This window comes from Jatrophihabitans sp., from assembly GCA_036389035.1.
In the GTDB taxonomy this organism is placed as follows: Bacteria; Actinomycetota; Actinomycetes; order Mycobacteriales; family Jatrophihabitantaceae; genus Jatrophihabitans_A.
In genome coordinates this window covers 40,711-67,076 of sequence record DASVQQ010000008.1, presented here as the reverse complement: position 1 = coordinate 67,076, position 26,366 = coordinate 40,711, and the positions used below count along the sequence as shown (strand labels likewise).

The following is a 26,366-nucleotide window of genomic DNA, read 5'->3' as shown; positions in this document are numbered from 1 at the left end:
CTACTGCGTCCGGACGCAGCTGCGCCAGCCCGGCCTCGACACGTCGACGTAGGTGCGTTCGAACAGCCCGGCGCGGAACTTCACCCCTCGCATGGCAGCGCCTACCCGGATGCGCCTGCGGCCGAGAGTCCGCAGAGGCCCGGGGTAGGCGGGTCGGCGAGCAGATCTCCCCCTGACAGGGCTACGCTCGCGCCCCAAGCGATCCTGCCTCGGAAGGGGATGCCGTGACGACGAGCGTTGTCGGGCGCAGGGCGATCCCCCGGCCGGTAGGCCGAGCGTCGACGATCATGGGGCTCTACGCAACCATGAGCGTCGTGGGGTTGATCGGTGCCCTGCTGTACAGCTGGCAACTGGCGGCCTTGGTCGAGCCCGGAGTTGTTTTGCTCTGCACGCTGACTTACTACGTACGCCGCGGCCAGCCGTGGGCACGAGTGATCACCTGGGTGTTCTTCGGGTTGTCAGCTGTCACGAATGCGGTGTCGTTGTCGGGGTTGATCTTCACGACATCGGTCACTCGCCTCCTCACGACGCTCCTGGCCTTCGTCCTGAGCTGCGCTGTCTGCATGTGGCTGGCCGCACCTGACAGCAACGAGTTCTTCGCAGAGAAGGGCCTCATCACACGAAGCTATGGCCCCACTCCGACGACCCGGGACCCGGTAGTGGCGCGGCAGCCGTTATCCGCGCCTCCTCAGTCGGCAGCCCCAGGGTGGTACCCCGCCACGGACCTACCGAACGACCAGCTGTACTGGGACGGCATGGGATGGACGACGCGGCGACGGTGGACCGCCGCCGGCTATGTGGAAGTCGACAACGCCAACATCACGCCGGCGGCGGCAACCCAGCAGACTACGGAGGCGGTCGCGCCCAACGCATGGTCGCGCTACCGCACGGCGGTTGTCCTGGTCGCCCTCGCCACTATCCCCCCGGCGATCGCGATCCTCACCCTGATGACCACCTAGCACACCTACTACGGGGCCGTTGCACCTGCCATAGCAATGGCGGCTGAGCCACACTTGTAGATCTGCGACGCCACCACGATGGTTGCTGCCCACCGCCTGTCGTCAAAGAACAGCTTCATACTCGGGGCCTTCGTCAGGATGAAGCCGGCCTTCTCGTAGATGCGCTGCCCGTCCGGCGTGGCACTGAGATCACAAGGTGAGCAGTTGCGCGGCGTCAGCCGCAGTAGCGGCGCGGATGCCAACCTTGGCGGGCGTGGTCATGCGGTCACGTCAGCAGGACCAGGCAGAGTTCAGCGGGTGAGCAGCGGCAGGACTTCGGCGGCCGCGTCGTCGCCGTAGGACTCGGCGAGCCGGTCGGCGAACTCGTGCGCCTTGACCACGTACTCCTGGGTGCCGACGGTCTCCAGCACCAGGGTGGCAAGCAGGCTGCCGACCTGGGCCGAGCGCTCCCACGACAGCCCCCAGGTGCGCCCGGCGAGCAGGCCGGCCCGGAAGCCGTCGCCGACCCCGGTCGGGTCGACCTTGGCGCGCTCCTTGGCGACCGGGACGTGCACCCGCTCCAGGTCACGGCCGGTGATGTCGGCGCCGTTCTTGCCGTGGGTGGTCACCTGGACGTTCACCTGGGCCAGCACGTCGGCGTCGCTCCAGCCGGTCTTGGACTCCAGCAGGCTCTTCTCGTAGTCGTTGGTGAACAGCAACTCCGCGCCCTCGACCAGCGAGCGCAGCTCATCACCGCTCATCCGAGCGATCTGCTGGGACGGGTCGGCGGCGAACCGGTACCCCCGCTCGCGGGCCTCGACCGAGTGCCGCACCATGCCCTGCGGGTCATCGGCGCTGATCACGATGAGCTCGGCGCCGGTGCGCTCGACCGCGGGGCGCAGCTCGATGTTGCGGGCCTCGCTCATGGCCCCGGCGTAGAACGAGGCGATCTGGCACATGTCCTCATCGGTGGTGCACACGAACCGGGCGGTGTGGTGCGCCTCTGAGACGTACACCGAGTCGCAGTCCACGCCGTTACGCTCGAGCCAGGCCCGGTAGTCGGCGAAGTCCTGGCCGACCGCCCCAACCAGCACCGGCCGCTCGCCAAGCTGGCCCATGCCGTAGGCGATGTTGGCGGCGACGCCACCCCGCCGGACCACCAGGTCATCGACCAGGAAGCTCAGCGACACCTGGTGCAGCTGGTCGGCCAGCAACTGCTCGGCGAACCGGCCCGGAAAGTGCATCAGGTGGTCGGTGGCGATGGAGCCGGAGAGGAGAACGGGCATCAGTCAGCTACCTGTCAGAGAAGAACGGGCGTCCCGAGCACTCGCGGCTAAGCGAATGCGGGTGACGCCCGTTCGATCGATATGGGTGTGGACTAGCCGCAGAAAGAGTTACCGCAGGCGCAACCGCCGCCGGCGTTCGGGTTGTCGATCTCGAAACCCTGCTTCTCGATGGTGTCGGTGTAGCTGATGGTGGCTCCGGCGAGCAGCGGCACGCTGGCCCGGTCGACCACCAGCGGAACGGTGCCCGCGCCCTCGATGGGCTGGTCGATCGTGACGTCGCCGTCGAGGGCGCGCTCGTCGAAGAACAGCTGGTACTGCATGCCGGCGCAGCCGCCGGGCTGCACGGCGACCCGCAGCCGCAGGTCGTCGCGGCCTTCGCCGTCCAGCAGTTCGCGAACCTTCAGCGCCGCGGCCTCTGACAGCACGACGGGAGCCCCGACGGCGGTGTCCGCGGTGGTGATCGAGATCTCAGTGGAAGTCATGTGGTCCCCAAACAGTTGCTGTGAGCGCTCGGCTCAGCAGTCGTCTCAGCAATACATACTGCCCACGCGCAAGGCAGGAGCGCTAGGCAGGTTAGTGCCATCCTACGGCGCAAACGCGCCATCACTCATGATACCCGGCGAGCCCTGTCTGCGTGGCGAAGCCTAGCGGTCGGCCCTGCCCGGCGGCTCGGGGTCGCGACGCGGCGGCTCGGAGTCGCGACGCGGCGGTTGGTCGGCCGGCGGCTGGTCCGGACCTCGCCGGCCCTCGGTCCACAGCGAGTTGGTCTCGGGCTCGGGGTCGTCGCGGTACTCCTCGTCCTGCCGGCCGGTGCGGTAGCCGGCCTCGCCGCGATCCGCCGGCCGCAGACCCTCCCCGCCGTGGTCCTCAGCGCGGTAGCTGGTGGCGCCGCCGCCCTCGGGACGGTAACTGGTCGTGCCACTCCCCTCGGGGCGGTAGCTGGTCGTCCCGCCGCCCTCGGGCCGGTAGCTGGTCGTGTCGCGGTCCTCGGGGCGGTAACCGGTCGCACCGCGGTCCCCGGGACGGTCCCGGCCGGGGTGGTCCAGGTCATCGCGGTCGCCGTCGCGGTAGCCGCCGGCGACCGGCATCTGGGTGGTGGCACCCGCGGCGCCGTAGGCCGGGTCACCCTGCAGCCGGCGGCGGGAGTCGTCGATGTCGGAGTCCCGGAAGCTGGGCTCGGCCTCGTCGCGGGCCCGCTGCCGATCGCGGGCCCTGATGAACAGGTTGTCCAGCGCGAGCGGCCCCGAGCCGCCCAGCAGGAAGATCGACAACGCGGCGGCGATCGCCAGGTCGACGGCGGTGAACCAGCCGCTGGAGCCGGTGTACTCCTTGACGCCGGTCCAGTTGACGCTCAGCAGGATCGAGGTGACCAGGACCATGCCCGCCAGCGCCGCTATCCGGGTCAGCAGGCCGACGATCAGGCCCAGGCCGATGGCGATCTCGGAGATGGCGGTGATGTGACCGAACACCGACGGGTTGTCCACCAGCGGGCTCATCAGGCCACTGAGCGGGGTCCCCTCGCTGGCCGCGCGCGCTGCCGACTGGAAGCCGTTGCGCGAGCCCTCGTCGAAGAAGCCGGGATAGCTGAACTTGGCATAGCCGGCGAAGCAGAACAGGGCGCCCAGGAAGAGCCTCAGCGGCAGCACCGGCCAGCCGTTGGCGCGGATCCGGCGCGGGTCACGGACTGGTTCGGTCCGGACGGCCGGTTCGTCCGCCGATCGCATTCGAGCTGTGCGCATCTCGTCCCTGCCTTCGGGTTGGCGGCCCGGCCGGTCAGCGGGCCGCGTCGGACGCTGCTCACCGAGCCCGGCCGGACCAGCTGTCGCCCGCCTGTGCTGCGCCTCATGCCGACGGATCGGCACTCAGCAGGCAGACTGTCAGCTGTGACCAGCGTTGATGGGTACAAGAATGCATACGTCTCAGCCGGGGCGGGCGGTTCAACACACGTTCGTGACCTTCAGGCTGAGGCGGCCGGCTCCTCGGTTGAGGCGGCCGGCTCCTCGGCGCGGGCCCTGCTGCTGCTCGGGCGGGGCAGCGACCCGGACTCCGAGCGCGGGGTGGACTGCCCCGGTGAGCTGCCGGCGGCCTCGGATCCCGATCTCGTCGAGCGGGCCCGGGCGGCCAAGGCGGCCCTGGGTGACAAGGTGTTCATCCTGGGCCACCACTACCAGCGCGACGAGGTCATCCAGTTCGCCGACGTCACCGGGGACTCCTTCAAGCTCGCCCGGGACGCCGCGGCCCGCCCCGAAGCCGACTACATCGTCTTCTGCGGGGTGCACTTCATGGCCGAGTCGGCCGACATCCTGACCGGTGAGAACCAGCGGGTGCTGCTGCCCGACCTGGCTGCCGGCTGCTCGATGGCCGACATGGCACGCGACTTCCAGGTGCTGGACTGCTGGGATGCCCTGACCGACGCCGGCATCGCCGGGCAGACCGTGCCGGTCACCTACATGAACTCCTCGGCCGCGATCAAGGCCTTCACCGGCGAGCGCGGCGGGCTGGTCTGCACCTCGTCCAACGCCGAGCGGGCGCTGCGCTGGGCCTTCGACCAGCACCCGGACGGCGAGGGAAAGGTGCTGTTCCTGCCCGACCAGCACCTGGGGCGCAACACCGCGGTGCGCCAGCTGGGCCTGAGCCTGGACGACTGCGTGGTCTACAACCCGTACAAGCCCAACGGCGGGCTCACCGTCGAGGAGCTGCGGCGGGCCCGGGTGATCCTGTGGCGCGGGCACTGCTCGGTGCACGGCCGGTTCACCGCCGAGCAGGTCGCCCAGGTGCGTGAGCGGGTGCCCGGGGTGCAGGTGCTGGTGCATCCCGAGTGCACCTACGAGGTGGTCAGCGCGGCCGACCTGGTCGGTTCCACCGAATACATCATCAGGACCATCGAGGCGGCGCCGGCCGGTTCGGCCTGGGCGATCGGCACCGAGCTGAACCTGGTGCGCCGGCTGGCCGAGTCGCACCCGGACAAGGTGATCACCTTCCTGGAGTCCACCGTCTGCTACTGCGCCACCATGAACCGGATCGACCTGCCGCACCTGGTGCACACTCTGGAGTCACTGGTGCGCGGCGAGGTGGTCAACCAGATCACCGTCGAGCCGACGGTGGCCCGCAACGCCCGGCTGGCGCTGGACCGGATGCTGGCGCTGCCCGAGCTGCTGCCGGCCGCCCCGCTCCCGACCTGACCCACTGGATCCGGCACGGATCCGACCCGCCCGAGAAGAAAGCTGCGCCGTGAACCCGCTCCGCCGCAAGGCAGCCGCCGCCGAGACCGTGACCGAAGTTCCGACCGCCCCGGAGCCCGAGCCCGGCCCGGCCTCGGCGCGCGCGCCGAAGGGACGTCCGACCCCCAAGCGCCGGACGAACTCCATACCGCCGCCCCCGGCGCCCAAGACCCGCAAGGAAGCCGCCGCCTGGCAGAAGCAGCAGGGCAGCAAGGCCAAGGTCGCCGGCCAGAAGAAGCTGACCGCCACCGAGTACCGCGAGGCGGTCAAGGCCGGCGACCCCCGGGTGCTGCCCCGCCGCGACCAGGGCCCGGTGCGCGCCCTGGCCCGGGACTACGTCGACTCGCGCCGGATGGCGTCGAACTACCTGCTGCTGCTGTTCCCGCTGATGCTGGTCGGCTACGCCATCCCGACGCTGCAGATCCTGACCCTGGGGCTGTTCGGCCTGCTGCTGGCCGAATGGATCTTCACCGGCTCCAGGATCCGCAAGCTGGCGGTGTCACGTGGCCTGCAGAGCAGGGAGTCCGCCGTGTCGCTGGGCTTCTACGCCGGCAGCCGGGCCTACTTCCGGCGCAGCTGGCGGCGTCCGCTGCCCCGGGTCGAGCTGGGCGACGAGATCTGAGCGGCTGGTCCCGCCACAGCGCGTGCTCGCGTCGACGGATGATTCAAGCGGCGCGCTCTGTTGCGTTGCGCCGTTTCGCGGCTGCCACGGCATAGGTCGCCACTAGAGCCGCGGTGTCGATGCGGCTCACGGCGTCATGGAGCCGGCTGGCGATGTTGATCCGGTCAGCAACTTGAAGGCCGCGTTCGCTGATTTGGGTGAGAAGTTGCCACTTCCAAGCGAGGGTGTCTGCGGCATCGAGTTCAGCGAGGGTACGGGCCCTGGCCGCGATGGTGTGCGCGCGGGCATCGCCAAGCAGGGCAGAATGTCCGGTCGGACAGCAGGGCAGATGAGTGCAAGCCAGGTGCGGCAGGAGAACGCGGTCTCTCATCAGCACCCGCAGGCTCGGCTTCGGAATGCTCCGCCGCACACTCGCCACGTATACCGGTCGCGCGCCGCCACCGCCCGACGGTGGCAGTCGGTGAGCGGCCGAGGCCGACCGCAGGTCGCACCGTTCCCGCCATCCGATCCCGACTTCGTAGCCGATGGCGCCACCGACAACACATGCCTCGCCGAGTGCCCCTTGGTTCCAGGCAATGACCGGGTGACGGGAGCTGATCTGCCCGATCGTGGCGAGCAGATCGGCGAGACGCCGCTCGGGGTGTACACCTTGATCCACTTTCGCCGCGGCTAGTGCGACCGGCACCGGTCCGAGCAAGGCGGATGCCTCAAGCAGCGGGTTAAGGACGCTAGGCCAGGTCACGCGGTCCAACAGCCGCCACCCAAGCCCGAACACGGCCATTACCGGGATGCGGACGTTATTGCGGTCCAGGAAGCGGCGCGTCTGGGCGAGTAACCGCCGCTGGATGTCAACCCAGCCATCGTCGGCCCTCTCGATATGGGCGTAGGGGGCGATCAGGGTCGTAGCGCCATGGTCGATCTGGAACGAGAGGCACTCCTCAACAAGCCGTTCCTGGCGTGGGGCCGCAGCGAGATCAGCCGGGGTGTGGGCTCGCTCATTGGCGAACGAGAGCTTCGCCCAAGGATCGGCTGGATGTTGCACGTCCTGCAGATAGTGAGTCAACGGGTCGACCAGGAACGGCACGCCGGCACGCCGCGCGGTGGCCGCGATCTCCGGATGGGTGGCCGCGACATGGGCGTCCACCACCAGACGGTCCGGACGCTGCCTGGCCACCGGCGCTCCACCGGCACCGTATACGCGGCTGATCAGGGCAGCGTCCTGCCCACTGACACGAATAACCAATTCGGCCATGCCCACCTCCGCTATGGCATTACCGTAGCAGAAGACATGACAGTTGTACGAAGTTTGACACGTAACTGCTTACGCAGCATGATAAGCAACGTGGCTCACCCTAGAGGACCCAGATGAGCAAAGCACGCCCAACCCGAACAGGCGCCCAGGCACCGGACTCCTTGACCTACCTGCGCATCGTCGATGACATCACCCGTTCTGGAATCACCCAGACTGAGCTCGGCCAAGCCGTGGGGGCGAGCCTGCGGACGGTGCAGAACTGGGCTGCCGGCAACGGCGTACCGGCTGGTGCGAAAGTCAGGCGTCTCCTCGACGTGCAGTACATCGTCCGCGAGCTTCGTGAGGCCTACACCGAGGAAGGTGTCCAGATCTGGCTGCATGCCCGGAACCGGAACCTCGGCAGCCAGCGACCCATCGACCTGCTCGCCGCCGGCCAGTACGACGAAGTCCTCGCTGAAGCCGAACGCGTCTCGGGAGCTATGTGAACCATGGACTCCCTCGCCGTCCTCGTCGCCGCATGTCCGCGAGCCGATGTGGGCGGGACCTGGCAACGCCACGTCGCCGCGCGCTACGCCACCCAGGCCCTTGACGGACGGCGTGGCACCGGGCGATGGAGTACGAAGGACGGGTTTCCCGTCCTCTACCTGGGCCGCCCTACCGACTCAGTGATCGTCGAGGCTTATCGACACCTCGTCGACCCTGTCGAGGACGAACAGATGCTTGCCTACCTCGAACCACGCGCTCTGGTGACGTGCACCGTTGAAGTCACAGACCTGTTAGACCTTCGGGAAGCGGCCAGCCGTATGCAGCTGGACCTGCCATTCGACATCCTTCGCTCGGCAACCTCGGACAGCGATGCCTATGCCCGCTGTAGGGCTGTCGCCCAGGTTGCTCACCAGATCGGCCTGCACGGCGTCGTCACTCCCGCCGCCACAGGAATCGGAGACACACTCGCTCTATTCACCGATGTCCTTCCGGTCGCGCAGCGACCAACACGCTCCGCGGTCGACACGGCCTGGGACCGATTGCCGGCCGATCCACGCCACGTGCCGCCACGCCACCTTCGGGTCGTCGATACCGGCCTCTGACCCACCGCAGTCGGTGGGCGCATCGCGTATGCAAGCGTTCTACGGAGCGACAGCAGCCTCCCCTCAGCACGCACCGCGCGGGCCTCGGCGCCCGCCGCCGCCCTCAGCTGGGTCGGCGGTCCGGAGCGTTCTGGGCGGTCTTGGCCGGGTCGCGCACGACCACGTCGCCCAGCGCCTCGTCGATCCGCTTCATCGCCTCGTCGGAAATCGTCACACCGGCGGCCTTGACGTTCTCCTGCACCTGCTCCGGACGCGAGGCGCCCACCAGGGCGGCCGAGACATTGTCGTTCTGCAGCACCCAGGCCACTGCCAGCTGAGCCATCGTCAGCTCCAGCTCCTCGGCGATCGGCTTGAGCGCCTGCACCCGGTTGAGCACGTCGTCGGTCATGAACCGCCGGATCATGTCGGCGCCGCCGTTGGTGTCGGTGGCCCGCGAGCCGGCCGGCGGCTGCTGCCCCGGCAGGTACTTGCCGCTCAGCACGCCCTGGGCGATCGGGGACCAGACGATCTGGCCGACGCCGAGCTCCCGGGAGGCCGGCACCACCTCGTCCTCGATCACCCGCCACAGCATCGAGTACTGCGGCTGGCTGGAGATCAGGCCGATGCCGAGCTCGCGAGCCAGCGCGTGACCGGCCCGCAGCTGGTCCGCGGTCCACTCGCTGACGCCGATATAGAGGGCCTTGCCGGCCCGGACCACGTCGGCGAAGGCCTGCATGGTCTCTTCCAGCGGGGTCTCGGTGTCGAAGCGATGCGCCTGGTACAGGTCGACGTAGTCGGTCTGCAACCGGCTCAACGAGCCGTCGATGGACTCCATGATGTGCTTGCGGGACAGGCCGGAGTCGTTCGGGCCGCCGGGGCCGGTCGGCCAATACACCTTGGTGAAGATCTCCAGTGACTGGCGGCGCTGGCCCTTGAGCGCCTCGCCCAGCACTGTCTCTGCCTTGGTGTTGGCGTAGACGTCGGCGGTGTCGAAGGTGGTGATCCCGCAGTCCAGGGCAGCCTGGACGCACTGCTTGGCCACGTCGTTCTCGACCTGGGAGCCGTGGGTCAGCCAGTTGCCGTAGGTGATCTCCGAGATCTTGAGTCCGCTGTTTCCTAGGTATCGAAATTCCATGACTTCGACCCTAGGCCGAAAAACCTGCCACCGTTCACCCTGGGTGGCGGCAGGGCGTCACGAGGACTTCCGTCTTTCAAGATCGAAGGCCGTAACAGGTTGGCTCGGAAGATCATGGATGGTGAGAATCTCGCCATCCGGCTGGCGCGCGGACTCCAGGTGGGCATCGAAGCGTTGTCGCGCCGCCTGGCGCGAGACGCCAAGCACGTTCGCTATATCCGTCCAGGACCGGCCGTTTGCCTTCGCCTGGGCGACGGCGTCTACGAGTGACTGCTGGGCTGCCTCGATAGCTAGTAGCGCGACACCGATCTGACGCAAATCGTTCCGATCGTTGATCGCGTCAGCGGAGAGGCGTGCGGGCTCGACAGCATCCATCCACGCATCGCTCTCGGCAGCCGCCTTTGCGATTTCCTCCTTGGATCGTGCCATCGTCATCACCCCTTTACAGGAACGCGTAGAACCTCTTCCTCAACTCCATGGCGTGGATTACGCATGGAGGTTCTTGCTCAGTGGCGTCGAGGATCACGATCTCCAGCAGTCGACCAGTGCGGTCGGCGCCGATGATCAGCTCACGGTTGCCGCTCTGGCGGATGGCACGGAACTGCATGCGGATCGCGTGAAGCATGTCCGCGTCAGCAACACCGTGTTTTCGAGCTGCGTCAGCGACCTCCAACTCCACTTGACAACTCTACCTTGTCAGTGACAGCTGACAACTGAAACTTGTCAATTGCCTCACTCCGACAGCGGCATCGGGCCGTACACGTGCTTGCCGTCGTGCTCCAGGCTCACGCCCGCCACGCCGGCCTCGGCCAGCGTCCGCCAGGCCTCCCCCAGCCAGCTCTCGGCGTCGGACTGGCTGGGAAAATCGCCCGGGTTCTCGGCGTCGGGGGTCTCGGGCTCGTACTTCCAGGTCCAGGACATCTTCGCGCCACCTTGTCGGTCGGGGATTCGGCCTTCCGCGGCTCACGCTAGCGTCCCGGCTGGGCCCGGTCGCGGCGGCTGGCCTAGGCTGCGTTCCGCACTGGCGGGTTCTCACCGGCGGGCCGCGGGCGAGCCATCCGGGCTGGCGCAGCGGCTCGCTCAGCGAAAGGGTCCTTGATTGACGGCGCGACGGCGCACTCTGGTGCTCGGCGGCGTGCGGTCGGGCAAGTCGAGCTGGGCCGAGCGGCAGCTGGCCGGCCACGACCGGGTCGACTACCTCGCCACCGCGGCCGAGCGCGACGACGCCGACTGGGCCCGCCGGATCGCCGAACACCGCCGACGCCGGCCCGCGCACTGGCGAACCGTGCAGACCCTGGAGCTGGCCGCCGCGCTGGCCGCGCCGCCGGCGCCGCTGCTGGTGGAGGATCTCGGCAACTGGCTGGCCCGCACCATCGACCGCACCGGCGGCTGGGACGGCGAGCTGTCCGGCCTGCGCGTCGCGACCGTCGAGCTGGTGAGCGCCTGGCGCGAGAGTCCCGGACGGGTGGTGCTGGTGAGTAACGAGGTGGGCAGCGGCATCCACCCGGAGTCCAGATCAGGCCGGATCTTCGCCGACGAGCTGGGCCGGCTCAACACCGAACTGGCAGCGCACGCCGACGAGGTCGTCCTGGTGGTGGCAGGCCTGCCGTTGTGGCTGCGCACACCGCCCGAGCAGTCAGGAGAGCAGCAATGACCGCATCCGAGCAGCCGAGCACTTCCGAGCAGGCGCCGAGCACGCCCGAGCAGGCACCGAGCACTTCCGAGCGGCCGAGCACGCCCGAGCAGGCGCCGAGCGCGCTGCGGGCGGCGTTGGAGGGCATCGACTACCCCGACGCCGACGCCGCGCAGGCCGCCAAGCTCCGCCAGGACGAGCTGACCAAGCCGGCCGGGGCGCTCGGCATGCTCGAAGAGCTGTCGATCTGGGCCAGCAGCACCCAGGGACAGTGCCCGCCGCACGCCTTTGAACGCGCCCGGGTGGTGGTGTTCGCCGGCGATCACGGCATTACCGCCGCGGGGGTGTCGGCCTACCCGGCCGAGGTGACCGCGCAGATGCTGGCCAACATCGCTGCCGGCGGCGCCGCCGTCAACGTGCTGGCCGCCGCGGCCGGCGCCGGCGTCCGCCCGCTGGACCTGGCGGTGGACCATGACACCGATCCGGCGCTGTCGAAGTACAAGATCCGCCGCTCCAGCGGCCGGATCGACCGCGAGGACGCCCTCAGCCAGGACGAGGCGGAGCGGGCCCTGGCCGCCGGCATCGCCATCGCCGACGAGGAGATCGACAGCGGAGCGCAGTTGCTGATCGCCGGTGACATGGGGATCGGCAACACCACGCCGGCCTCGGTGCTGATCTCGGTGCTCGCCGGGGTCGAGCCGATCAAGGTGGTGGGCCGGGGCACCGGCATCGACGACGCCGGCTGGGCTCGCAAGTGCGCCGCCATCCGGGACGCCCGGCGCCGGGCCTGGCCGCATCGGCAGGACCTGACCCGGCTGCTGGCGGTGGCCGGCGGCGCCGACCTGGCGGCGATGACCGGCTTCATGCTGCAGGCCGCCTACCGCCGGACGCCGGTGCTGCTGGACGGCCTGGTGGTCAGCGCCGCGGCCCTGGTCGCCCAGCTGGGCAACCCGCGGGTGGTGCACTGGCTGCAGGCTGCGCACCTGTCGGCGGAGCCGGCACACGAGCTGGCCCTGCAGCGGCTGGGGCTGACGCCGATCCTGCGGCTGGGAATGCGGCTCGGAGAAGGCACCGGGGCGCTGGTGGCGTTGCCGGTGCTGCGGGCCGCCGCGCTGAGCCTGGCCCAGATGGCCACCTTCGCCGAAGCCGCGGTGGCCACCCGGCAGCCGAGCGGTGCCGAATTGAGCGCCGCGGAATTGAGCGCCGCGGAATTGAGCGCCACGGAATCGGACGCCGGGGAATGAGCGGATGAGCGGCGGCGGCTGGCCGGTGGCTGCCGGGTTGCGGCTGTCGCTGACCACGCTGACGGTGCTGCCGCTGCCGGCCGGCCGGGTGGACCGGCGCACCGCGGCGCTGGCGATGGCCTGGGCGCCGGCCGTCGGGCTGGCGCTCGGCGGGGTGCTGGCCGGCGTCGCCTGGGGCCTGACTGAGCTGGGACTGGCCCCGCTGCCGAGCGCTGCCGTGCTGGTGGTGCTGTTGGCGTTGCTGACCCGCGGCCTGCACCTGGACGGGCTCGCCGACACCTTCGACGCGCTCGGTTCCTACACCGCCCCCGACCGGGCACTGGCGATCATGAAGTCACCCGAGACCGGCCCGTTGGGGGTGGCCGCGATCGCGGCGGTGCTGCTGGTGGATGCCGCGGCGCTGTCGGCGCTGGTGGCCCGGCACGGCTGGCTGCTGATCGCCGTCGGGGTCGCGGTGGGCCGGTTGGGCATCACGCTGTGCTGCGCGCGCCGGATTCCGGCCGCCCGGCCCGACGGCCTGGGCGCCCTGGTGGCCGGCACCGTGCCGGCGTCGGTCTGCGCGGCCTGGGCCCTGGCGCTGATCGCGCTCGGCGCGGTCGCCGGCCGGGGCATCGAGGCCGCCGGCCCCGGCTGGCCGGCGGCGGACTGGGTCCGGGCCGGGCTGGCGGTCCTGCTCGGCTGCGCCCTGGTGCTGTTGCTGGCCCGGCAGTGCGTGCGCCGGTTCGGCGGAGTCACCGGCGACGTGCTCGGCGCCGGCTGTGAACTGGCCACAGCGGTGGCGCTGCTGGCGTTGAGCGCCGCCTGAGCCTGGCCGCCGCGCGATCTGTGGACGGGAGACTCGTCCGACAGGTAGCGATTTCGGGCGCTCTGGCGGACGAAATCGCTACGCGTCCGGCGGAGCCGGCTAGCGGACGTGCGAGGGCACGAACGGCAGCTTGACCACGGTGGCGGCCAGTTTGCGGCCCCGCACCTCGATAGACACCGGGCTGGCCTCGCTCACCTGGGCGCCGGTGTCGATCAGGGCCAGCGCGATGCCCTGCTTCAGGGTGGGTGAGAACGTCCCGGAGGTGGTCTGGCCGATCACCGCGCCGTCGGCGTCCAGGACGTTCATGTGCCCGCGCGGGACGCCCCGGTCGGTCACCAGCAGCCCGCGCAGCCGCCGGGACGGGCCGGCCGCCTTCTCGGCGAGCAGCGCCTCACGGCCCCAGAACTCCGGCTTCTGCCAGCCGACCGCCCAGGACGAGCCGGCCTGCACCGGGCTGATCTCGCGGGTCAGGTCCTGGCCGTGCAGCGGGTAGCCCATCTCGGTGCGCAGCGTGTCGCGGGCGCCGAGGCCGGCCGGCATGCCGCCCAGCGGGCGGGCCGCCTCGATCAGGGCGTCCCAGAGCGCCGGGGCGTCGTCCCACGACGGGATCAGCTCGTAGCCGTGCTCGCCGGTGTAGCCGGTCCGGCAGACCCGCACCGGCCGGCCGCCGAACTCGGCGTCGACGAAGCTGACGTAGTTCAGCTCGACCGGCAGGCCCAGCGCCTTCAGCAACTCCGGGGACCTGGGGCCCTGCACGGCGAGCACGGCGAAGTCCTCGTGCTGGTTGGTCACCGTGACCGCATCCGGAGCGGCGGCGGCGAGCAGCCCGACCACCTCGTCGGCGTTGGCCGCGTTCGGCATCAGGAACACCTGCTCGTCACTGATCAGGTAGCTGAAGACGTCGTCGATGACACCGCCGTCCTCGGCGCAGCACAGCGTGTACTGCGCCTGGCCGGGTCCGATCTTGCCCAGATCGGCCGTCAGGCAGGAGTTCACGAAGTCCCGGGCGCCGGGGCCGGCGACCGTGGCCTTGCCCAGGTGCGAGACGTCGAAGATGCCGACGGCCGACCGGACGGCGGTGTGCTCGGCGATCACGCCGCCACCGGACGCGCCGTATTCGATGGGCATCTGCCATCCGCCGAAGTCGGCGAGCTTGGCTTTCAGCTCGACGTGGCGGTCGTGCAGCGGTGAACGGCGCAGCTCAGTCATGGCGCAACGGTACCGACCCTCCCGGCCGCCTCGCCCAGCCCTGTCATGGACCGGATCAAGTCGGGGCCGGATGGGCAAACCGGTGCGGTACTCACTTCACATACAGTTGCCGCATGACTTCGGTTTTCTTGATCGACAGCGCGGCGCCGTTGACCGCTGACGCAGTAGTGGTGGCGACGGTCTGCACCGATGACGGGGTGGCGCTGGCCGACGGCGCTGCCGGCGTCGACGCGGCTCTCGGCGGCGTCCTGCTGGAGGCGCTGCGAGCCGTCGAGGCCACTGGCAAGGCGGACGAGGCGATCAAGATCCCGACGCTGGGCAAGAGCGCCACACCGCTGGTGGTGGCGGCCGGGCTGGGCGTCGCGGCGCCGGACACCCTCGAACCCGAGGCGGTGCGGCGAGCCGTCGGAACCGCGCTGCGCGGGCTGCAGTCGGCCAAGCGAGTGGCGGTGGCGATCGGCTCCGGCACCGACCCGCAACTGGTGCAGGCCATCGCCGACGGCGCGCTGCTGGGCGGCTACCGGTTCACCCGGTACAAGCCGAGCGCCGAGCCGAACGCCTTGCGGCGGGTCGACATCGCCGTCACCAAGCCGGCCGACGCCGGCGCCAAGGCCGCGATCCGGCGATCGAGGATCATCATCGAGGCGGTCAACAACACCCGCGACCTGGTCAACACCCCGGCCAACCACCTCAACCCGGTGACCTTCGCCGCCTACGCCCGCGAGCGTGGCGAGGCAGCCGGCCTGAGAGTCGAGGTGCTCGACGAGCGGGCCCTCAAGCGCGGCCGGTTCGGGGCCATCCTGGCGGTCGGCGGCGGCTCGCGGACGCCGCCGCGACTGGTGCGGCTGAGCCACACGCCGGCCGGAGCCCGCGCCAGCGTCGCGCTGGTGGGCAAGGGCATCACCTTCGACAGCGGCGGCCTGGACCTCAAGCAGTCCGGCATGGGCGACATGAAGTCCGACATGGCCGGCGCGGCGGCGGTCATCGAGTCGATCATCGCGGCGGCCCGGCTCAAGCTGCCGATCGCGATCACCGCCACCGTCCCGATGGCCGAGAACGCGGTGTCCGGCTCGTCCTACCGGCCCTCCGACATCCTGGTGATGCGCGACGGGCGCACCGTCGAGATCGACAACACCGACGCCGAGGGCCGGCTGATCCTGGCCGACGCGATCCTGCGGGCGTGCGAGGACTCCCCCGACTACCTGATCGAGACGGCCACCCTGACCGGCGGTCAGGTGGTCGCGCTGGGCAACGGCACCTCCGGGGTGATGGGCACCGACGCCCTCCGCGACCGGGTGGTGGCGCTGGGCACCGCCGCCGGCGAATCGCTGTGGCCGATGCCGATGCCGCCCCGGCTGCGCAGCGTGCTGGACTCCCCGGTGGCCGATGTCGTCAACCTGCCCAAGGACCGCTCGGCCTCGATGCTGGTGGGCGCCACCTTCCTCAAGGACTTCGTGCCCGAGGGCCTGGAGTGGGTGCACGTCGACATCGCCGGCCCGGCCTTCCTGCACTCCGCTTCGGGCTACAACGGCCAGGGCGGCACCGGCGTCATCGTCCGGACGATCCTGGCAAGCCTGATCGACTTGGCGGCGGGGTGAGCGCCCGGCCAGCCAGTGGCGAACTGAGCGCCCGGCGGGCCGGGGGCGGCGGGCGCTGAACGCAGCCTGCCCGGCTGCCCGGCTACGAACGTGAAGTGACAAGATGGAACCCGGTCCGACACTGCGTCGGACCAGCTGGACTCACTGGTGACGATCGGGGCAGCCAAGCCCCGAAGCTTGGAGACATTCGTGGCAGCCGAAGGGGCCGGGAACAACGTAGACGTCGTGATCCTCGGTGGTGGCAGCGGCGGTTACGCCGCGGCGCTGCGTGCCGCCGAGCTGGGCAAGTCCGTCGTGCTGATCGAGAAGGACAAGGTCGGCGGCACCTGCCTGCACCGGGGGTGCATCCCCACCAAGGCGCTGCTGCACGCCGGTGAGGTCGCCGACTCCGCCCGCGAGAGCTCGCAGTTCGGGGTCAATGCCAGCTTCGACGGCATCGACATGGCCGGCGTCCACAAGTACAAGGACGGGGTCGTCTCCAAGAACTGGAAGGGCCTGCAGGGACTGATCCGCAGCCGCGGCATCACCATCGTCGAGGGCGAGGGCCGGCTCACCGGCCCCAAGCAGGTCACCGTCGGGGACCAGACCTACACCGGCGCAAACGTCATCCTGGCCACCGGCTCCTACGCCAAGACGCTGCCCGGCCTGGAGATCGACGGTCAGCGGGTCATCACCAGCGACCACGCGCTGGGACTGGACCACGTGCCGGCCAGTGCCATCGTGCTCGGCGGCGGCGTGATCGGCTGCGAGTTCGCCAGCGCCTGGAAGTCCTTCGGGGTCGAGGTGACCATCGTCGAGGCGTTGCCGCACCTGGTGCCGCTGGAGGACGAAGCCAACTCCAAGCTGCTCGAGCGGGCCTTCCGCCGGCGCGGGATCGGCTTCAAGCTGGGCGCCCAGTTCGATCGCGTCGAGAGCACCGACAACGGTGTGAAGGTGCACCTGCAGGACGGCCAGACGCTCGAGGCCGAACTGCTGCTGGTCGCCGTCGGGCGTGGCCCGACCTCGGCCGACCTCGGCTACGAGCAGGCCGGCGTGAGCATGGACCGGGGCTTCGTCCTTGTCGATGAGTACTGCCGCACCAACGTCGAGGGCGTCTACGCCGTCGGTGACCTGATCCCGACCCTGCAGCTGGCCCACGTGGGCTTCGCCGAGGGCATCCTGGTGGCCGAGCACCTCGCCGGCCTGCCGGTGGTGCCGATCGACTACGCCGGCGTCCCGCGGATCACCTACTCCAGCCCCGAGGTCGCCTCGGTCGGGCTCACCGAAGCACAGGCCGCCGAGAAGTTCGGCGCCGAGAAGATCAAGACGGTGACCTATGACCTGTCCGGCAACGGCCGCAGCGCGATCCTGAACACCAAGGGCGCGGTGAAGCTGGTGGCCGAGAAGTCCGAGGACGCGGTGGGCAGAGTGCTCGGCGTGCACATCGTGGGCGACCGGGTCGGCGAGCTGATCGCCGAGGCGCAGCTGATCTACAACTGGGAGGCGCTGCCCAGCGAGGTCGCCCAGCTGATCCACCCGCACCCCACGCAGTCCGAGGCGATCGGCGAGGCCCACCTGCTGCTCGCCGGCAAGCCGCTGCACGTGCACGACTGACACCACCCGGACCGCGGGCCGCGCCAGGCCCGCTGCCCGGTGTGTCACGCCTTGATCCGACGATAGGAGCCAGAAGACATGCCGGTCTCAGTGACCATGCCGCGCCTCGGTGAGAGCGTGACCGAAGGAACCGTTACGCGCTGGCTGAAGCAGGAGGGCGATCAGGTCACCGCGGACGAGCCGCTACTGGAGGTCTCGACCGACAAGGTCGACACCGAGGTGCCCTCGCCCGCCTCGGGCATCCTGACCTCGATCAAGGTCGCCGAGGACGAGACCGTCGAGATCGGCGTTGAGCTGGCAGTGATCAGCGACGCCGGTGAGGCCGAGGCCGGCTCCGACCAGGCGGGTTCTGACCAGGCGGACTCTGGCCAGGCGGACTCTGACCAGGCGGACTCTGACCAGGCCGACGAGAGCGCCGAACCGGCGGCCGAGTCACAGCCTGCTGGCCAGCAGGACGCTGAGCAACCCGCTGCCGAGGACGAGCCGGCGGCCGAGGACGAGCCGGCGGCCCAGGCCCCGCCCGCCGACGAGCAGACCACCGACGAGAAGGCGCCCGACGAGCCGATCAGCGAGGCCGCCCCCGAGGCGGGTTCGGCCGGCGAGTCCGACCAGCAGCCGGCCGCCGAGGACAAGCCACCGGCCGACCCGGCACCGGCCGCCGCGCCGGCTCCGGCCGCGGCTCCGGCACCGGCCGCCGCCCCACCGCCAGCCGCCGCTGCCCCGCCCAACGCCTCGGCCTCGCCGAGTTCGGCTCCGGCGTCGGACTACTCGGGCCGGGAGACTCCCTCGGTCCCGGGTGGGGCCGATGACGACGAGGTCGCCGGCACCTACGTGACACCGCTGGTGCGCAAGCTGGCCAGCGAGCACGGTGTCGACCTGAACTCACTGACCGGCACCGGCGTGGGTGGCCGGATCCGCAAGTCCGACGTGCTGTCAGCGGCCCAGGCCGCCGCCGAGCAGCGGGCCGAGGCCGAGGCAGCCAAGGCCGCTCCCCCGCCTGCGGCAGCTCCCGCCGCCCCGTCCGCCCCGTCCGCTCCGGCTGCCGCGTCCGCGCCTGCCGCGTCCGCGCCGGCTGCCGACAACGCCCTGCGCGGCCAGACCGTCAAGCTGTCCAGGCTGCGTCAGGTGATCGCAGCTCGCATGGTGGAATCGCTGCAGACCTCGGCGCAGCTCACCACCGTGGTCGAGGTCGACATCACCCCGATCGCCCGGCTGCGCGAGGCCGCCAAGGCCGAGTTCGAAAGGCGGGAGGGCGTCAAGCTGACGTTCCTGCCGTTCTTCGCGGTCGCGGCGGTCGAAGCCCTCAAGGCGCATCCGAACGTGAACTGCTCGGTCGACACCGAAGCCGGCACGGTCACCTACCACGAGGCCGAGCACCTGGGCATCGCGGTGGACACCGAGCGCGGCCTGCTGGTTCCGGTGATCCACAACGCCGGCGACTTCAACCTGGCCGGCGTCGCCCGCAAGATCGCCGACCTGGCCGATCGGACCCGCACCAACAAGGTGTCACCGGACGAGCTCGGCGGCGGCACCTTCACCCTGACCAACACCGGCAGCCGGGGCGCCCTGTTCGACACCCCGATCATCAACCAGCCGCAGGTGGCGATCCTGGGAACCGGTTCGGTGGTCAAGCGTCCGGTGGTGATCTCTGATGAGAAGCTCGGCGAGATCATCGCCATCCGCTCGATGGTCTACCTGGCGCTGTCCTATGACCACCGGATCGTCGACGGAGCCGACGCAGCCCGGTTCCTGACCACCATGAAGACCCGGCTCGAGGCCGGCGCCTTCGAACGCGCGCTCGGACTGGGCTGACACAGTGACGTGCCGGCCCGGCCGATGACCAGGCCGGCACGCTGAGTGCTCACGGGGGTGTGCTGTGAAGGTGATCATCGCCGGGGCGTCCGGTTTTCTCGGCAAGGCGCTGGTCAAGGACCTGCGCGACCACGGCCACCAGGTGAGCACGCTGGTACGGCGCAGCCCGGTGTCGGAGTCGGAGTTCGAGTGGCACCCCGAACGGGGTGAGCTGGATCCGCTGACGCTGGCCGGATCCGACGCGGTGATCAGCCTGTCCGGCGCCGGGATCGCCGACCAGCGGTGGACGCCGGCCTACCAGCAGGTGCTGGTGCAGAGCAGGGTGCAGCCGACCAGGACCCTGGCCCGCGCCCTGGCCGGGTTGCCGGCCGAGCTACGGCCCGGCGCCTTCCTGTCGGCCTCGGCAGTCGGTTACTACGGAGACCGCGGTGACGAGCCGTTGCCCGAGTCCGCGGCCGGCGGAACCGGGTTCCTGGCCGATCTGGTGCGCGACTGGGAAGGGGCCACCGAGGCTGCCCGGGACGCCGGGGTCCGGGTGGTGACGCTGCGCACCGGGCTGGTGCTCAGCCGCACCGGCGGGCTGATGAAACGCCTGCTCCCGCTGTTCAAGCTGGGGGCCGGCGGCAAGCTCGGCTCCGGCCGCCAGTACCAGCCCTGGATCACGCTGGCCGACGAGATCGGCGCCATCCGGCACATCCTGCAGACCGAGCAGCTCGAAGGCCCGGTCAACGTGGTCGGCCCCGAGCCGGTCCGCAACGCCGAGTTCAGCGCCGAGCTGGCCAAGGCGCTGCACCGGCCGGCGTTGCTGCCGGCCCCGGCGTTCGGCCTTCGGCTGGCGATCGGCAAGTTCACCGACGAGGGGGTGCTGGTAAGCCAGCGGGTAATGCCGGAGAAGCTGACAAGCAGCGGGTACCGGTTCGAGCACGCTGATGTGCGCAGCGCGCTGGCCTGGGCGATCGCCCACTGAGCGTTCGGGCTCCGACGAGACCGCGCTGAGCCAGGTCACGGCCAACCCGGACGCTGCGAGGCGATCCGGAACTCAGCTCCCACCCGCACCAGGCTCAGCGCCAGCCGGGTCGCGCCCGCGGGCAGCGTCCGGCTGCGCACCGTCCCCGCGCAGACCAGCGACGCCGGCGGTTGGCTGGCGGTGACCTGCAACTCCAGGCGCTGCGGGCCGGCGCTGGTGACCGTGACGTCCTGATATTCGGTGCGCAGCCCCGTCAGGCCACAGCCGGCCGGGATGCGGGAGCGCAGCTGGGCGAGATCCTGGGTCAGCAGGGCCGGTGACTGGTAGACGCCGGCCAGCAGGTCGGGACGGGCTGAGGCGAACGCCTCGGCACGTCGATCGGCCAGCGTGCGCAGCACCATGTCGGGGTCGGCCAGATCGTCCTCGGCGGGGACGTCCTCGGCAGGGCGGTCATCGGCAGGGCCGTCCTCAGTTCGACCGCCCTTGGCAGGGTCGTCTTCGGCATGGCCGCCCTTGACCGGCCCGGCACCCGGAGGCCGTTCGACGGTCGCGGCGACCCCGCCGCCCTGGATGGCCGGCGCCCCGGCCTGCTGGCCAGACCCCAGGCTCGGCCCGCCCGTGCCGCGAACGGCGGCCACCCCGAGTGCCACGCCGGCGACGCTCAGGACCGCGGCGGCCACGATCGCGCTGACCCTGGCCGGCCGGCGGGACAACCAGCGAGCCGGCCGGCCCCCGGGGCTCGGCGGGACCGGCTCTCCCCTGACCTGCAGCCGTGCCACATGGGTCAGGTCGGCCGGCACGGCATCGCCGCCGGTCGGCTCATCTCGTCCGGTCTGCTCATCTCGTCCGGTCTGCTCATCTCGCTCGGTCGGATGATCCCGCTCGGCCGAATGCCGCCCGACCCGCGGCACGATCCGGCCGGCGCCGAGCACCACCGGAGTGCCCGGCACGCTGGCCCCCAGGTCGAGGGCGAACTCGGCCGCCGAGCCGCGACGGTGCGGCTCCGGGTCCAGCGCCCGGCTGAGCACGGCGGCCATCGCCTCGGGGCAGCCCGCCAGCCTGCCGGGCAGATCCTCGATCACGCCGGTGGCCGCCCGGGCCAGGGCGGTGCGGGCGTCGTCGCGGTCACCGGCCTGCCACGGCCCGGCGCCGGTCACGCAATGCAACGCGACAGCGGCGAGTGAGAACACGTCGCTGGCCTGGCCGGCCGCGCCGCCGGCGGCGAGCACCGGGTCGAGGTAGGCCGGCGTCCCCAGCGCCCGGTCCGGATCGGCATGGTCGATCAGCATCCGCGCCACGCCGAGGTCTGCCAGCTTGGGTTGACCGGCGGCGGTGAACAGGATGTTGGCAGCGCTGACGTCGCCGTGCAGCACCCCTTCGTCGTGGGCGTAGGCAAGCGCGGCGGCGACCCGGCTGAGGGTTGCCGCGACCTCTGCCGGGCTCAGCCGGTCACGGCGGCGCAACAGCTGGGCGAGCGAGCCGCCCTCAGCCAGATCCATCACCAGCACCGCGGCTGTCGAGGTCTGCAGGTACTGGCGCAGCCGGATCAGGCCGGGGTGCTCGAGCGTGGCGAGCAGCGCCGCCTCGCCGCGGGCCGAGCGGGCCAGCGCCGCCGCCTGCCGAGCGGCCTGCGCGGGATCGCCGCCCGCCGGGTGCAGGATGATGCGCTTGAGCGCGACGGGCTCGCCGGTGGCAGCCAGCCGGGCGGAGAACACCTCGGCGTGGCTGCCGTAACCGATGAGCTGATCTAGGTGATAGCCGGGAACCGTGAACACGGGGCAACGGTAGGAGAAACAGCGCTACCACCGCCGAGGTTGTCCACAGCCCCCCGGCCGGACCGCCTAGTCCTGCGCGGTGGCCAGCTTGGAAGGCCACCAGATCTTCTTGCCGATGTCGGCCGCCAGCGCCGGCACCAGCACGCTGCGCACCAGGATGGTGTCGATCAACACGCCCACCGCCACGGTGAAGCCGAGCTCGGTCAGGAACACCAGCGGCAGCACGCCGAGCACCGTGAAGGTGGCGGCAAGCACTATGCCCGCAGAGGTGATCACACCGCCGGTCACCGTGAGGCCCCGCGAGATCCCGGCCCGGGTGCCGTGCTTGATGGACTCCTCCCTGATCCGGGTCATCAGGAAGATGTTGTAGTCGATTCCGAGCGCCACCAGGAACACGAAGCTGAACAGCGGGTAGGACGGATCCGAACCCGGGAAGCCGAACAGGTGCTCGAATGCGAGCGCCCCGATTCCCAGCGCCGCCCCGAAGGAGAGCACCACCGTCAGGATGAGCAGGATCGGAGCCAGGATCGACCGAAGCAGCACCGCCAACACCAGGAAGATCACCAGCAACACGATCGGGATGATCAGGTAGCGGTCGTGTTCCGAGGCGACCTTGACATCGAGCGTCGCCGCGGAGATGCCGCCCACCTGAGCGTCAGCGCCGGGGACGTTGCCGACCGCTTCACGCAGCCGGTCCACTGTGGCGTAGGCCTCATCGGTGTCGAAGGCGTCGGTCATCGTGGCGTTCAGGATCGTCCGGCCCTCGATCGGCTGGACCTGCAGCGACTCCGGAGCGCAGCTGCCGCTGGGCGGCGGGGTGCTGCCCGACTTGATCGCGGCGGCCAGCTTCGGGTAGTCGACCTGGACGCATACCGCGCCGGGCTTGGTGTCCACTCCTTCGACCTTCGACACCGCGGCGATGACGGCGTCCACCGAGTTGGCGTTCGTCGTGATCACCGCGGGCGTGTTGGTGTCGACGCCGAACTTTTCGTCGTAGAGCTCCTGACCGACGATCGCGTCGGCCTCGTTGGTGAGGGTCTCCGCCTGGGAGAAGCCGCTGGTGTTCAGTGAGAACAGGCCGATCAGGCAGACACCCAGCAGCACCACCGAGCCGATCCAGGCCGGACGGCGGTTGCGGTCGACCCTGCTCGCGACGCCGCCCCAGAAGCCGTGGCTGGTCAGGTCGACCGTCTGGTCCAACTTGGGCTTGCGGGGCCAGAACACCCAACGGCCGGCCAGCGCCAGCAGCACCGGCAGGAAGGTGATGGACAGCAGCAGGGTGCAGGCGATGCTGATCACGCCCGCCGGGGCCAGGGTCTTGTTGGACTCCAGGCTGGAGAAGATCAGGCACCCCAGGCCGAGCATCACCGTGGCGGCCGAGGCCACGATCGCCGGCACCGCTCCACGCCACGCCACGATCATGGCGTCGAAGCGGTTGGGATAGTTATGCAGTTCCTCGCGATAGCGAGCGACCAGCAGTAGCGCGTAGTCGGTGCCAGCGCCGAGCACCAGCACCGGCATGATGCCCGCGGTCTGCCCGTTCAAGGAGAGGACATCCTCCTTGGCGAGGAAGTAGATCACCATCGAGGACAGCCCCAGGGCCATCAGCGCCGACAGGATCGGAAAGATCCACAGCACCGGCGAGCGGTAGACGAACAGCAGGATGATGATCACCACTGTCAGCGCGGCGATCAGCAGCGTGCTGTCGATTCCCTCGAAAGCCTGCGTGAATGCCAGTAAGAACCCTGACTGCCCCGCCGGATACGCCTCCAGACCTGCGGGCAGCCCCGCCGAGGTCTCGTTGACGATCTTCTCCTCGACCTCGCCGATCAGGTCCCACCTGAGGTCCTGGCCGTTCTCCTTCTGCACCAGCGGCGTGAAGACCGCAATCGTCGTGCCGTCGGCGGAGACCTGCGGCGGGGCGAGTGCGTCGGTGGCGATCCCGGGAGTCCTGGCAACCAGCCCGGCGGCCTTGTCAACCGCGGCCCGGTCCTCGGCGGTCAGTCCACTCTCTCGGTGAAAGACCATGAAGCCCGGCACATTCTGGACCTTGTTGAACTTGTCCGACTCCATGAGCACCTTGGTCGACTCGGCCGAGCCTGGCAGGAACGAGGCATTGTCGTTCTTCTGCACCTCGACCAGCTTGCTCTGGTAGGAGCTGCCGGCCCCGCCGCCCAGCAATGCCAGGATCGCGACGGCGACCACCGCGAAGACCGGCAGGCCCCGGGGAAGTTGCCGCTTCTTGGGCCCTGCCGGGTCGGGCGCCGGCCGGGTCTTGACCTCGGTCATCACATCTCCAAAAAGAGAGGGGTACGGGTCCAGAGGTACCTCAACGCCAGGTTGTGGCCGGACCGACGGAGTTGATGCGCGCAGCGTACTTTCTTTGAAAAACCATCCACCACAGGGTGTCAGCGTTTCGCACCGGATAGTTACCGATCGGCCCCGCTACTCCTCGAATACCGCCGACACTCTCCGAATACTGACCACTCGCCAGGGCCGTACGCTGGCGGGTGAAGAGGTGATCAGGTGTCTGAGTTGAGGACCATTCGCGCCGGTCTGCTCGATTACGAGCAGGCCTGGCGGTGGCAGCGCCAGTTGCACGAGCAGCGGGTCGCGGGTGAGATCGATGACACCGCCCTGCTGCTGGAGCACCCGCCGGTCTACACCGCCGGCCGGCGCACCGAGGACTGGGAACGCCCGACCGACGGCACGCCGGTGATCGACGTGGACCGGGGCGGCAAGATCACCTGGCACGGCCCCGGGCAGCTGGTGGGCTATCCCATCGTCGAGCTGCCCAACCCGGTCGACGTGGTGGCCTACGTCCGCCGGATGGAGGAAGTGTTGGTCGAGGTCTGCGCCGAGCTGGGCCTGGCGGCCGGCCAGGTCGCCGGTCGCAGCGGGGTGTGGCTGCCGGCCGATGACCGGGGCCCGGAACGCAAGGTGGCCGCGATCGGCATCCGGGTCGCCCAGGGCGTCACGCTGCACGGCTTCGCGCTCAACTGCAACCCCGACCTGAGCTGGTTCCACCGGATCGTGCCGTGCGGCATCACCGACGCCGGTGTGACCTCGCTGACCGCCGAGCTCGGCCGCGAGGTCAGCGTCACCGATGCCCTGCCGGTGGTGGAGGCGCTGCTGCCGGGCCTGGTCGCCGCGTACGCTCGATCCCGTGACTGAACCCGTCGGCTCCCTGACCGAACCCGTCGGCTCCGCGCCCGAGCCCGGCCCGGCGGCCGGGGCCGGACGCAAGCTGCTGCGCATCGAGGCCCGCAACTCCCAGACCCCGATCGAGCGCAAGCCCGAGTGGATCAAGACCCGCGCGGTGATGGGCCCGCAGTACACCGAGCTGCGCCAACTGGTGAAGAGCGAGGGCCTGCACACGGTGTGCCAGGAGGCCGGCTGCCCCAACATCTACGAGTGCTGGGAAGACCGCGAGGCCACCTTCCTGATCGGCGGCGACCAGTGCACCCGCCGGTGCGACTTCTGCCAGATCGACACCGGCAAGCCGGCTGCCCTGGACACCGACGAGCCGCGCCGGGTCGCCGAGAGCGTGCGGACGATGGGGCTGCGCTACGCCACCGTCACCGGTGTCGCCCGTGACGACCTGCCCGACGGCGGCGCCTGGCTGTACGCCGAGACGGTCCGCCAGATCCACGACCTCAACCCCGGGACCGGCGTCGAGCTGCTGATCCCCGACTTCAACGCCGTGCCCGAGCAGCTGGCCGAGGTGTTCGGCTCGCGGCCGGAGGTGCTGGCGCACAACGTCGAGACGGTGCCGCGGGTGTTCAAGCGGATCCGGCCGGCCTTCACCTACGAGCGCTCGCTGCGGGTGATCAGCGCCGCCCGGGCGGCCGGCCTGGTCACCAAGTCCAACCTGATCCTGGGAATGGGCGAGCAGCGCGCCGAGATCTCGCAGGCGCTGCAGGACCTGCACGACGCCGGCTGCGAGCTGATCACCATCACCCAGTACCTGCGCCCGTCACTGCGGCATCACCCGATCGACCGCTGGGTGAAGCCCGAGGAGTTCGTCGAGCTGCGCGAGGAGGCCGAGGAGATCGGCTTCGCCGGGGTGCTCAGCGGGCCATTGGTACGATCGTCCTACCGAGCCGGCCGGCTCTACCAGCAGGCCCTTGACGCTCGCACCCTCACCCCGGCCGCCTCGAGCTGAATCCGTTCGGGCCGGGCGCGCCTGAGCTGGCACTGCCCAGGCTG

Annotated in this window: 25 protein-coding genes; 14 read left to right on the top strand and 11 right to left on the bottom strand. The window is 70.2% G+C overall.

All coding sequences use genetic code 11. From position 1 onward, the window contains the following. Positions 1-287 precede the first annotated feature (287 nt). Entirely contained in the window at positions 288-959 is a 672-nt protein-coding gene (locus VF557_05385) for a hypothetical protein (protein ID HEX8079620.1), read from the top strand. A 290-nt stretch (positions 960-1,249) separates the two neighbouring features. Here VF557_05385 and VF557_05380 read toward each other — a convergent pair whose 3' ends face one another. From VF557_05380 to VF557_05370, 3 genes are all read right to left on the bottom strand, one after another. Continuing rightward, positions 1,250-2,224: a carbohydrate kinase family protein gene (locus VF557_05380; GenBank protein HEX8079619.1), complete on the bottom strand. Its 975-nt coding sequence runs from the start codon at positions 2,222-2,224 to the stop codon at positions 1,250-1,252. A gap of 92 nt (positions 2,225-2,316) precedes the next feature. Continuing rightward, positions 2,317-2,706 (bottom strand): iron-sulfur cluster assembly accessory protein, encoded by a 390-nt coding sequence (locus VF557_05375; GenBank protein ID HEX8079618.1) that lies wholly within the window; start codon positions 2,704-2,706, stop codon positions 2,317-2,319. Between the two features lie 162 nt (positions 2,707-2,868). Next, positions 2,869-3,963, bottom strand: coding sequence for a DoxX family protein (locus VF557_05370; GenBank protein ID HEX8079617.1), 1,095 nt, complete (start codon positions 3,961-3,963; stop codon positions 2,869-2,871). A gap of 144 nt (positions 3,964-4,107) precedes the next feature. Here VF557_05370 and nadA point away from each other — a divergent pair, with 144 nt between their 5' ends. Beyond that, positions 4,108-5,406, top strand: a complete 1,299-nt coding sequence (gene nadA, locus VF557_05365) for a quinolinate synthase NadA (GenBank protein ID HEX8079616.1) — start codon at positions 4,108-4,110, stop codon at positions 5,404-5,406. Between the two features lie 49 nt (positions 5,407-5,455). Beyond that, entirely contained in the window at positions 5,456-6,067 is a 612-nt protein-coding gene (locus VF557_05360) for a DUF3043 domain-containing protein (protein ID HEX8079615.1), read from the top strand. A 43-nt stretch (positions 6,068-6,110) separates the two neighbouring features. Here the strand turns inward: VF557_05360 and VF557_05355 are convergent, their stop codons facing one another. Beyond that, positions 6,111-7,319, bottom strand: coding sequence for a hypothetical protein (locus tag VF557_05355; GenBank protein ID HEX8079614.1), 1,209 nt, complete (start codon positions 7,317-7,319; stop codon positions 6,111-6,113). Between the two features lie 161 nt (positions 7,320-7,480). Between VF557_05355 and VF557_05350 the strand changes: the two genes are divergently transcribed. Continuing rightward, on the top strand, positions 7,481-7,804 hold the full coding sequence (locus VF557_05350; protein HEX8079613.1) for a hypothetical protein: 324 nt from the start codon (positions 7,481-7,483) through the stop codon (positions 7,802-7,804). 3 nt (positions 7,805-7,807) lie between these two features. Beyond that, positions 7,808-8,407 (top strand): RES family NAD+ phosphorylase, encoded by a 600-nt coding sequence (locus VF557_05345; GenBank protein HEX8079612.1) that lies wholly within the window; start codon positions 7,808-7,810, stop codon positions 8,405-8,407. Positions 8,408-8,510: 103 nt separating this feature from the next. On the opposite strand, the gene VF557_05340 is transcribed toward VF557_05345, so the two are convergent. The 4 genes from VF557_05340 to VF557_05325 are packed head-to-tail and all read right to left on the bottom strand — an operon-like array spanning position 8,511 to position 10,442. Next, positions 8,511-9,521, bottom strand: a complete 1,011-nt coding sequence (locus VF557_05340; protein HEX8079611.1) for an aldo/keto reductase family protein — start codon at positions 9,519-9,521, stop codon at positions 8,511-8,513. A 57-nt stretch (positions 9,522-9,578) separates the two neighbouring features. Further along, a complete protein-coding gene (locus VF557_05335) occupies positions 9,579-9,950 on the bottom strand; it encodes a hypothetical protein (GenBank protein ID HEX8079610.1) in 372 nt (123 codons plus the stop codon). 13 nt (positions 9,951-9,963) lie between these two features. Beyond that, the gene (locus tag VF557_05330; GenBank protein HEX8079609.1) at positions 9,964-10,200 is read right to left on the bottom strand and encodes a hypothetical protein; all 237 of its coding nucleotides are present in this window, start codon (positions 10,198-10,200) and stop codon (positions 9,964-9,966) included. Between the two features lie 53 nt (positions 10,201-10,253). Further along, a complete protein-coding gene (locus VF557_05325; GenBank protein HEX8079608.1) occupies positions 10,254-10,442 on the bottom strand; it encodes a hypothetical protein in 189 nt (62 codons plus the stop codon). 178 nt (positions 10,443-10,620) lie between these two features. Between VF557_05325 and VF557_05320 the strand changes: the two genes are divergently transcribed. Genes VF557_05320 through VF557_05310 form a run of 3 tightly spaced genes read left to right on the top strand, consistent with a single transcriptional unit; the run spans position 10,621 to position 13,203 of the window. Further along, positions 10,621-11,175, top strand: a complete 555-nt coding sequence (locus tag VF557_05320; GenBank protein HEX8079607.1) for a bifunctional adenosylcobinamide kinase/adenosylcobinamide-phosphate guanylyltransferase — start codon at positions 10,621-10,623, stop codon at positions 11,173-11,175. Next, the gene (gene cobT / locus VF557_05315; protein HEX8079606.1) at positions 11,172-12,398 is read left to right on the top strand and encodes a nicotinate-nucleotide--dimethylbenzimidazole phosphoribosyltransferase; all 1,227 of its coding nucleotides are present in this window, start codon (positions 11,172-11,174) and stop codon (positions 12,396-12,398) included. The genes VF557_05320 and cobT overlap by 4 nt, the downstream gene beginning before the upstream one ends. Before the next feature lie 4 nt (positions 12,399-12,402). After that, positions 12,403-13,203: an adenosylcobinamide-GDP ribazoletransferase gene (locus tag VF557_05310; GenBank protein ID HEX8079605.1), complete on the top strand. Its 801-nt coding sequence runs from the start codon at positions 12,403-12,405 to the stop codon at positions 13,201-13,203. 99 nt (positions 13,204-13,302) lie between these two features. Here VF557_05310 and gcvT read toward each other — a convergent pair whose 3' ends face one another. Continuing rightward, positions 13,303-14,412 carry a glycine cleavage system aminomethyltransferase GcvT gene (gcvT, locus tag VF557_05305; GenBank protein HEX8079604.1) on the bottom strand — a complete coding sequence of 370 codons (1,110 nt, stop codon included), beginning with the start codon at positions 14,410-14,412 and terminating at the stop codon, positions 13,303-13,305. Between the two features lie 113 nt (positions 14,413-14,525). On the opposite strand from gcvT, the gene VF557_05300 reads away from it, so the two are divergent. The 4 genes from VF557_05300 to VF557_05285 all read left to right on the top strand — a co-directional run bounded on the left by VF557_05300 (position 14,526) and on the right by VF557_05285 (position 20,382). Then, positions 14,526-16,010 carry a leucyl aminopeptidase gene (locus VF557_05300; protein ID HEX8079603.1) on the top strand — a complete coding sequence of 495 codons (1,485 nt, stop codon included), beginning with the start codon at positions 14,526-14,528 and terminating at the stop codon, positions 16,008-16,010. Positions 16,011-16,199: 189 nt separating this feature from the next. After that, positions 16,200-17,603, top strand: coding sequence for a dihydrolipoyl dehydrogenase (gene lpdA, locus VF557_05295; protein ID HEX8079602.1), 1,404 nt, complete (start codon positions 16,200-16,202; stop codon positions 17,601-17,603). A 78-nt stretch (positions 17,604-17,681) separates the two neighbouring features. Next, the gene (sucB, locus tag VF557_05290) at positions 17,682-19,415 is read left to right on the top strand and encodes a 2-oxoglutarate dehydrogenase, E2 component, dihydrolipoamide succinyltransferase (GenBank protein ID HEX8079601.1); all 1,734 of its coding nucleotides are present in this window, start codon (positions 17,682-17,684) and stop codon (positions 19,413-19,415) included. 64 nt (positions 19,416-19,479) lie between these two features. Further along, complete coding sequence (locus tag VF557_05285; protein HEX8079600.1) at positions 19,480-20,382, top strand: TIGR01777 family oxidoreductase; 903 nt, start codon at positions 19,480-19,482, stop codon at positions 20,380-20,382. A 35-nt stretch (positions 20,383-20,417) separates the two neighbouring features. Here the strand turns inward: VF557_05285 and VF557_05280 are convergent, their stop codons facing one another. Together VF557_05280 and VF557_05275 are read right to left on the bottom strand one after the other, a co-directional pair. Continuing rightward, positions 20,418-22,157: a serine/threonine-protein kinase gene (locus VF557_05280; protein ID HEX8079599.1), complete on the bottom strand. Its 1,740-nt coding sequence runs from the start codon at positions 22,155-22,157 to the stop codon at positions 20,418-20,420. A gap of 66 nt (positions 22,158-22,223) precedes the next feature. Continuing rightward, on the bottom strand, positions 22,224-24,446 hold the full coding sequence (locus VF557_05275; protein ID HEX8079598.1) for an MMPL family transporter: 2,223 nt from the start codon (positions 24,444-24,446) through the stop codon (positions 22,224-22,226). A 237-nt stretch (positions 24,447-24,683) separates the two neighbouring features. Here VF557_05275 and lipB point away from each other — a divergent pair, with 237 nt between their 5' ends. Beyond that, positions 24,684-25,331 carry a lipoyl(octanoyl) transferase LipB gene (lipB, locus tag VF557_05270; GenBank protein HEX8079597.1) on the top strand — a complete coding sequence of 216 codons (648 nt, stop codon included), beginning with the start codon at positions 24,684-24,686 and terminating at the stop codon, positions 25,329-25,331. After that, on the top strand, positions 25,324-26,322 hold the full coding sequence (gene lipA, locus VF557_05265; protein HEX8079596.1) for a lipoyl synthase: 999 nt from the start codon (positions 25,324-25,326) through the stop codon (positions 26,320-26,322). The genes lipB and lipA overlap by 8 nt, the downstream gene beginning before the upstream one ends. The last annotated feature ends 44 nt before the right edge of the window (positions 26,323-26,366 follow it).

Excerpts from the sequence above, each read along its gene's own strand:
- VF557_05385 (HEX8079620.1), top strand. The coding sequence starts at position 288 with ATGGGGCTCTACGCAACCATGAGCGTCGTGGGGTTGATCGGTGCCCTG.
- VF557_05300 (HEX8079603.1), top strand. The coding sequence starts at position 14,526 with ATGACTTCGGTTTTCTTGATCGACAGCGCGGCGCCGTTGACCGCTGAC.
- sucB (HEX8079601.1), top strand. The coding sequence starts at position 17,682 with ATGCCGGTCTCAGTGACCATGCCGCGCCTCGGTGAGAGCGTGACCGAA.
- cobT (HEX8079606.1), top strand. The coding sequence starts at position 11,172 with ATGACCGCATCCGAGCAGCCGAGCACTTCCGAGCAGGCGCCGAGCACG.
- VF557_05335 (HEX8079610.1), bottom strand. The coding sequence starts at position 9,950 with ATGGCACGATCCAAGGAGGAAATCGCAAAGGCGGCTGCCGAGAGCGAT.
- VF557_05380 (HEX8079619.1), bottom strand. The coding sequence starts at position 2,224 with ATGCCCGTTCTCCTCTCCGGCTCCATCGCCACCGACCACCTGATGCAC.
- VF557_05345 (HEX8079612.1), top strand. The coding sequence starts at position 7,808 with ATGGACTCCCTCGCCGTCCTCGTCGCCGCATGTCCGCGAGCCGATGTG.
- VF557_05355 (HEX8079614.1), bottom strand. The coding sequence starts at position 7,319 with ATGGCCGAATTGGTTATTCGTGTCAGTGGGCAGGACGCTGCCCTGATC.
- gcvT (HEX8079604.1), bottom strand. The coding sequence starts at position 14,412 with ATGACTGAGCTGCGCCGTTCACCGCTGCACGACCGCCACGTCGAGCTG.
- VF557_05370 (HEX8079617.1), bottom strand. The coding sequence starts at position 3,963 with ATGCGCACAGCTCGAATGCGATCGGCGGACGAACCGGCCGTCCGGACC.
- VF557_05310 (HEX8079605.1), top strand. The coding sequence starts at position 12,403 with ATGAGCGGCGGCGGCTGGCCGGTGGCTGCCGGGTTGCGGCTGTCGCTG.
- VF557_05340 (HEX8079611.1), bottom strand. The coding sequence starts at position 9,521 with ATGGAATTTCGATACCTAGGAAACAGCGGACTCAAGATCTCGGAGATC.
- VF557_05275 (HEX8079598.1), bottom strand. The coding sequence starts at position 24,446 with ATGACCGAGGTCAAGACCCGGCCGGCGCCCGACCCGGCAGGGCCCAAG.
- VF557_05325 (HEX8079608.1), bottom strand. The coding sequence starts at position 10,442 with ATGTCCTGGACCTGGAAGTACGAGCCCGAGACCCCCGACGCCGAGAAC.
- VF557_05375 (HEX8079618.1), bottom strand. The coding sequence starts at position 2,706 with ATGACTTCCACTGAGATCTCGATCACCACCGCGGACACCGCCGTCGGG.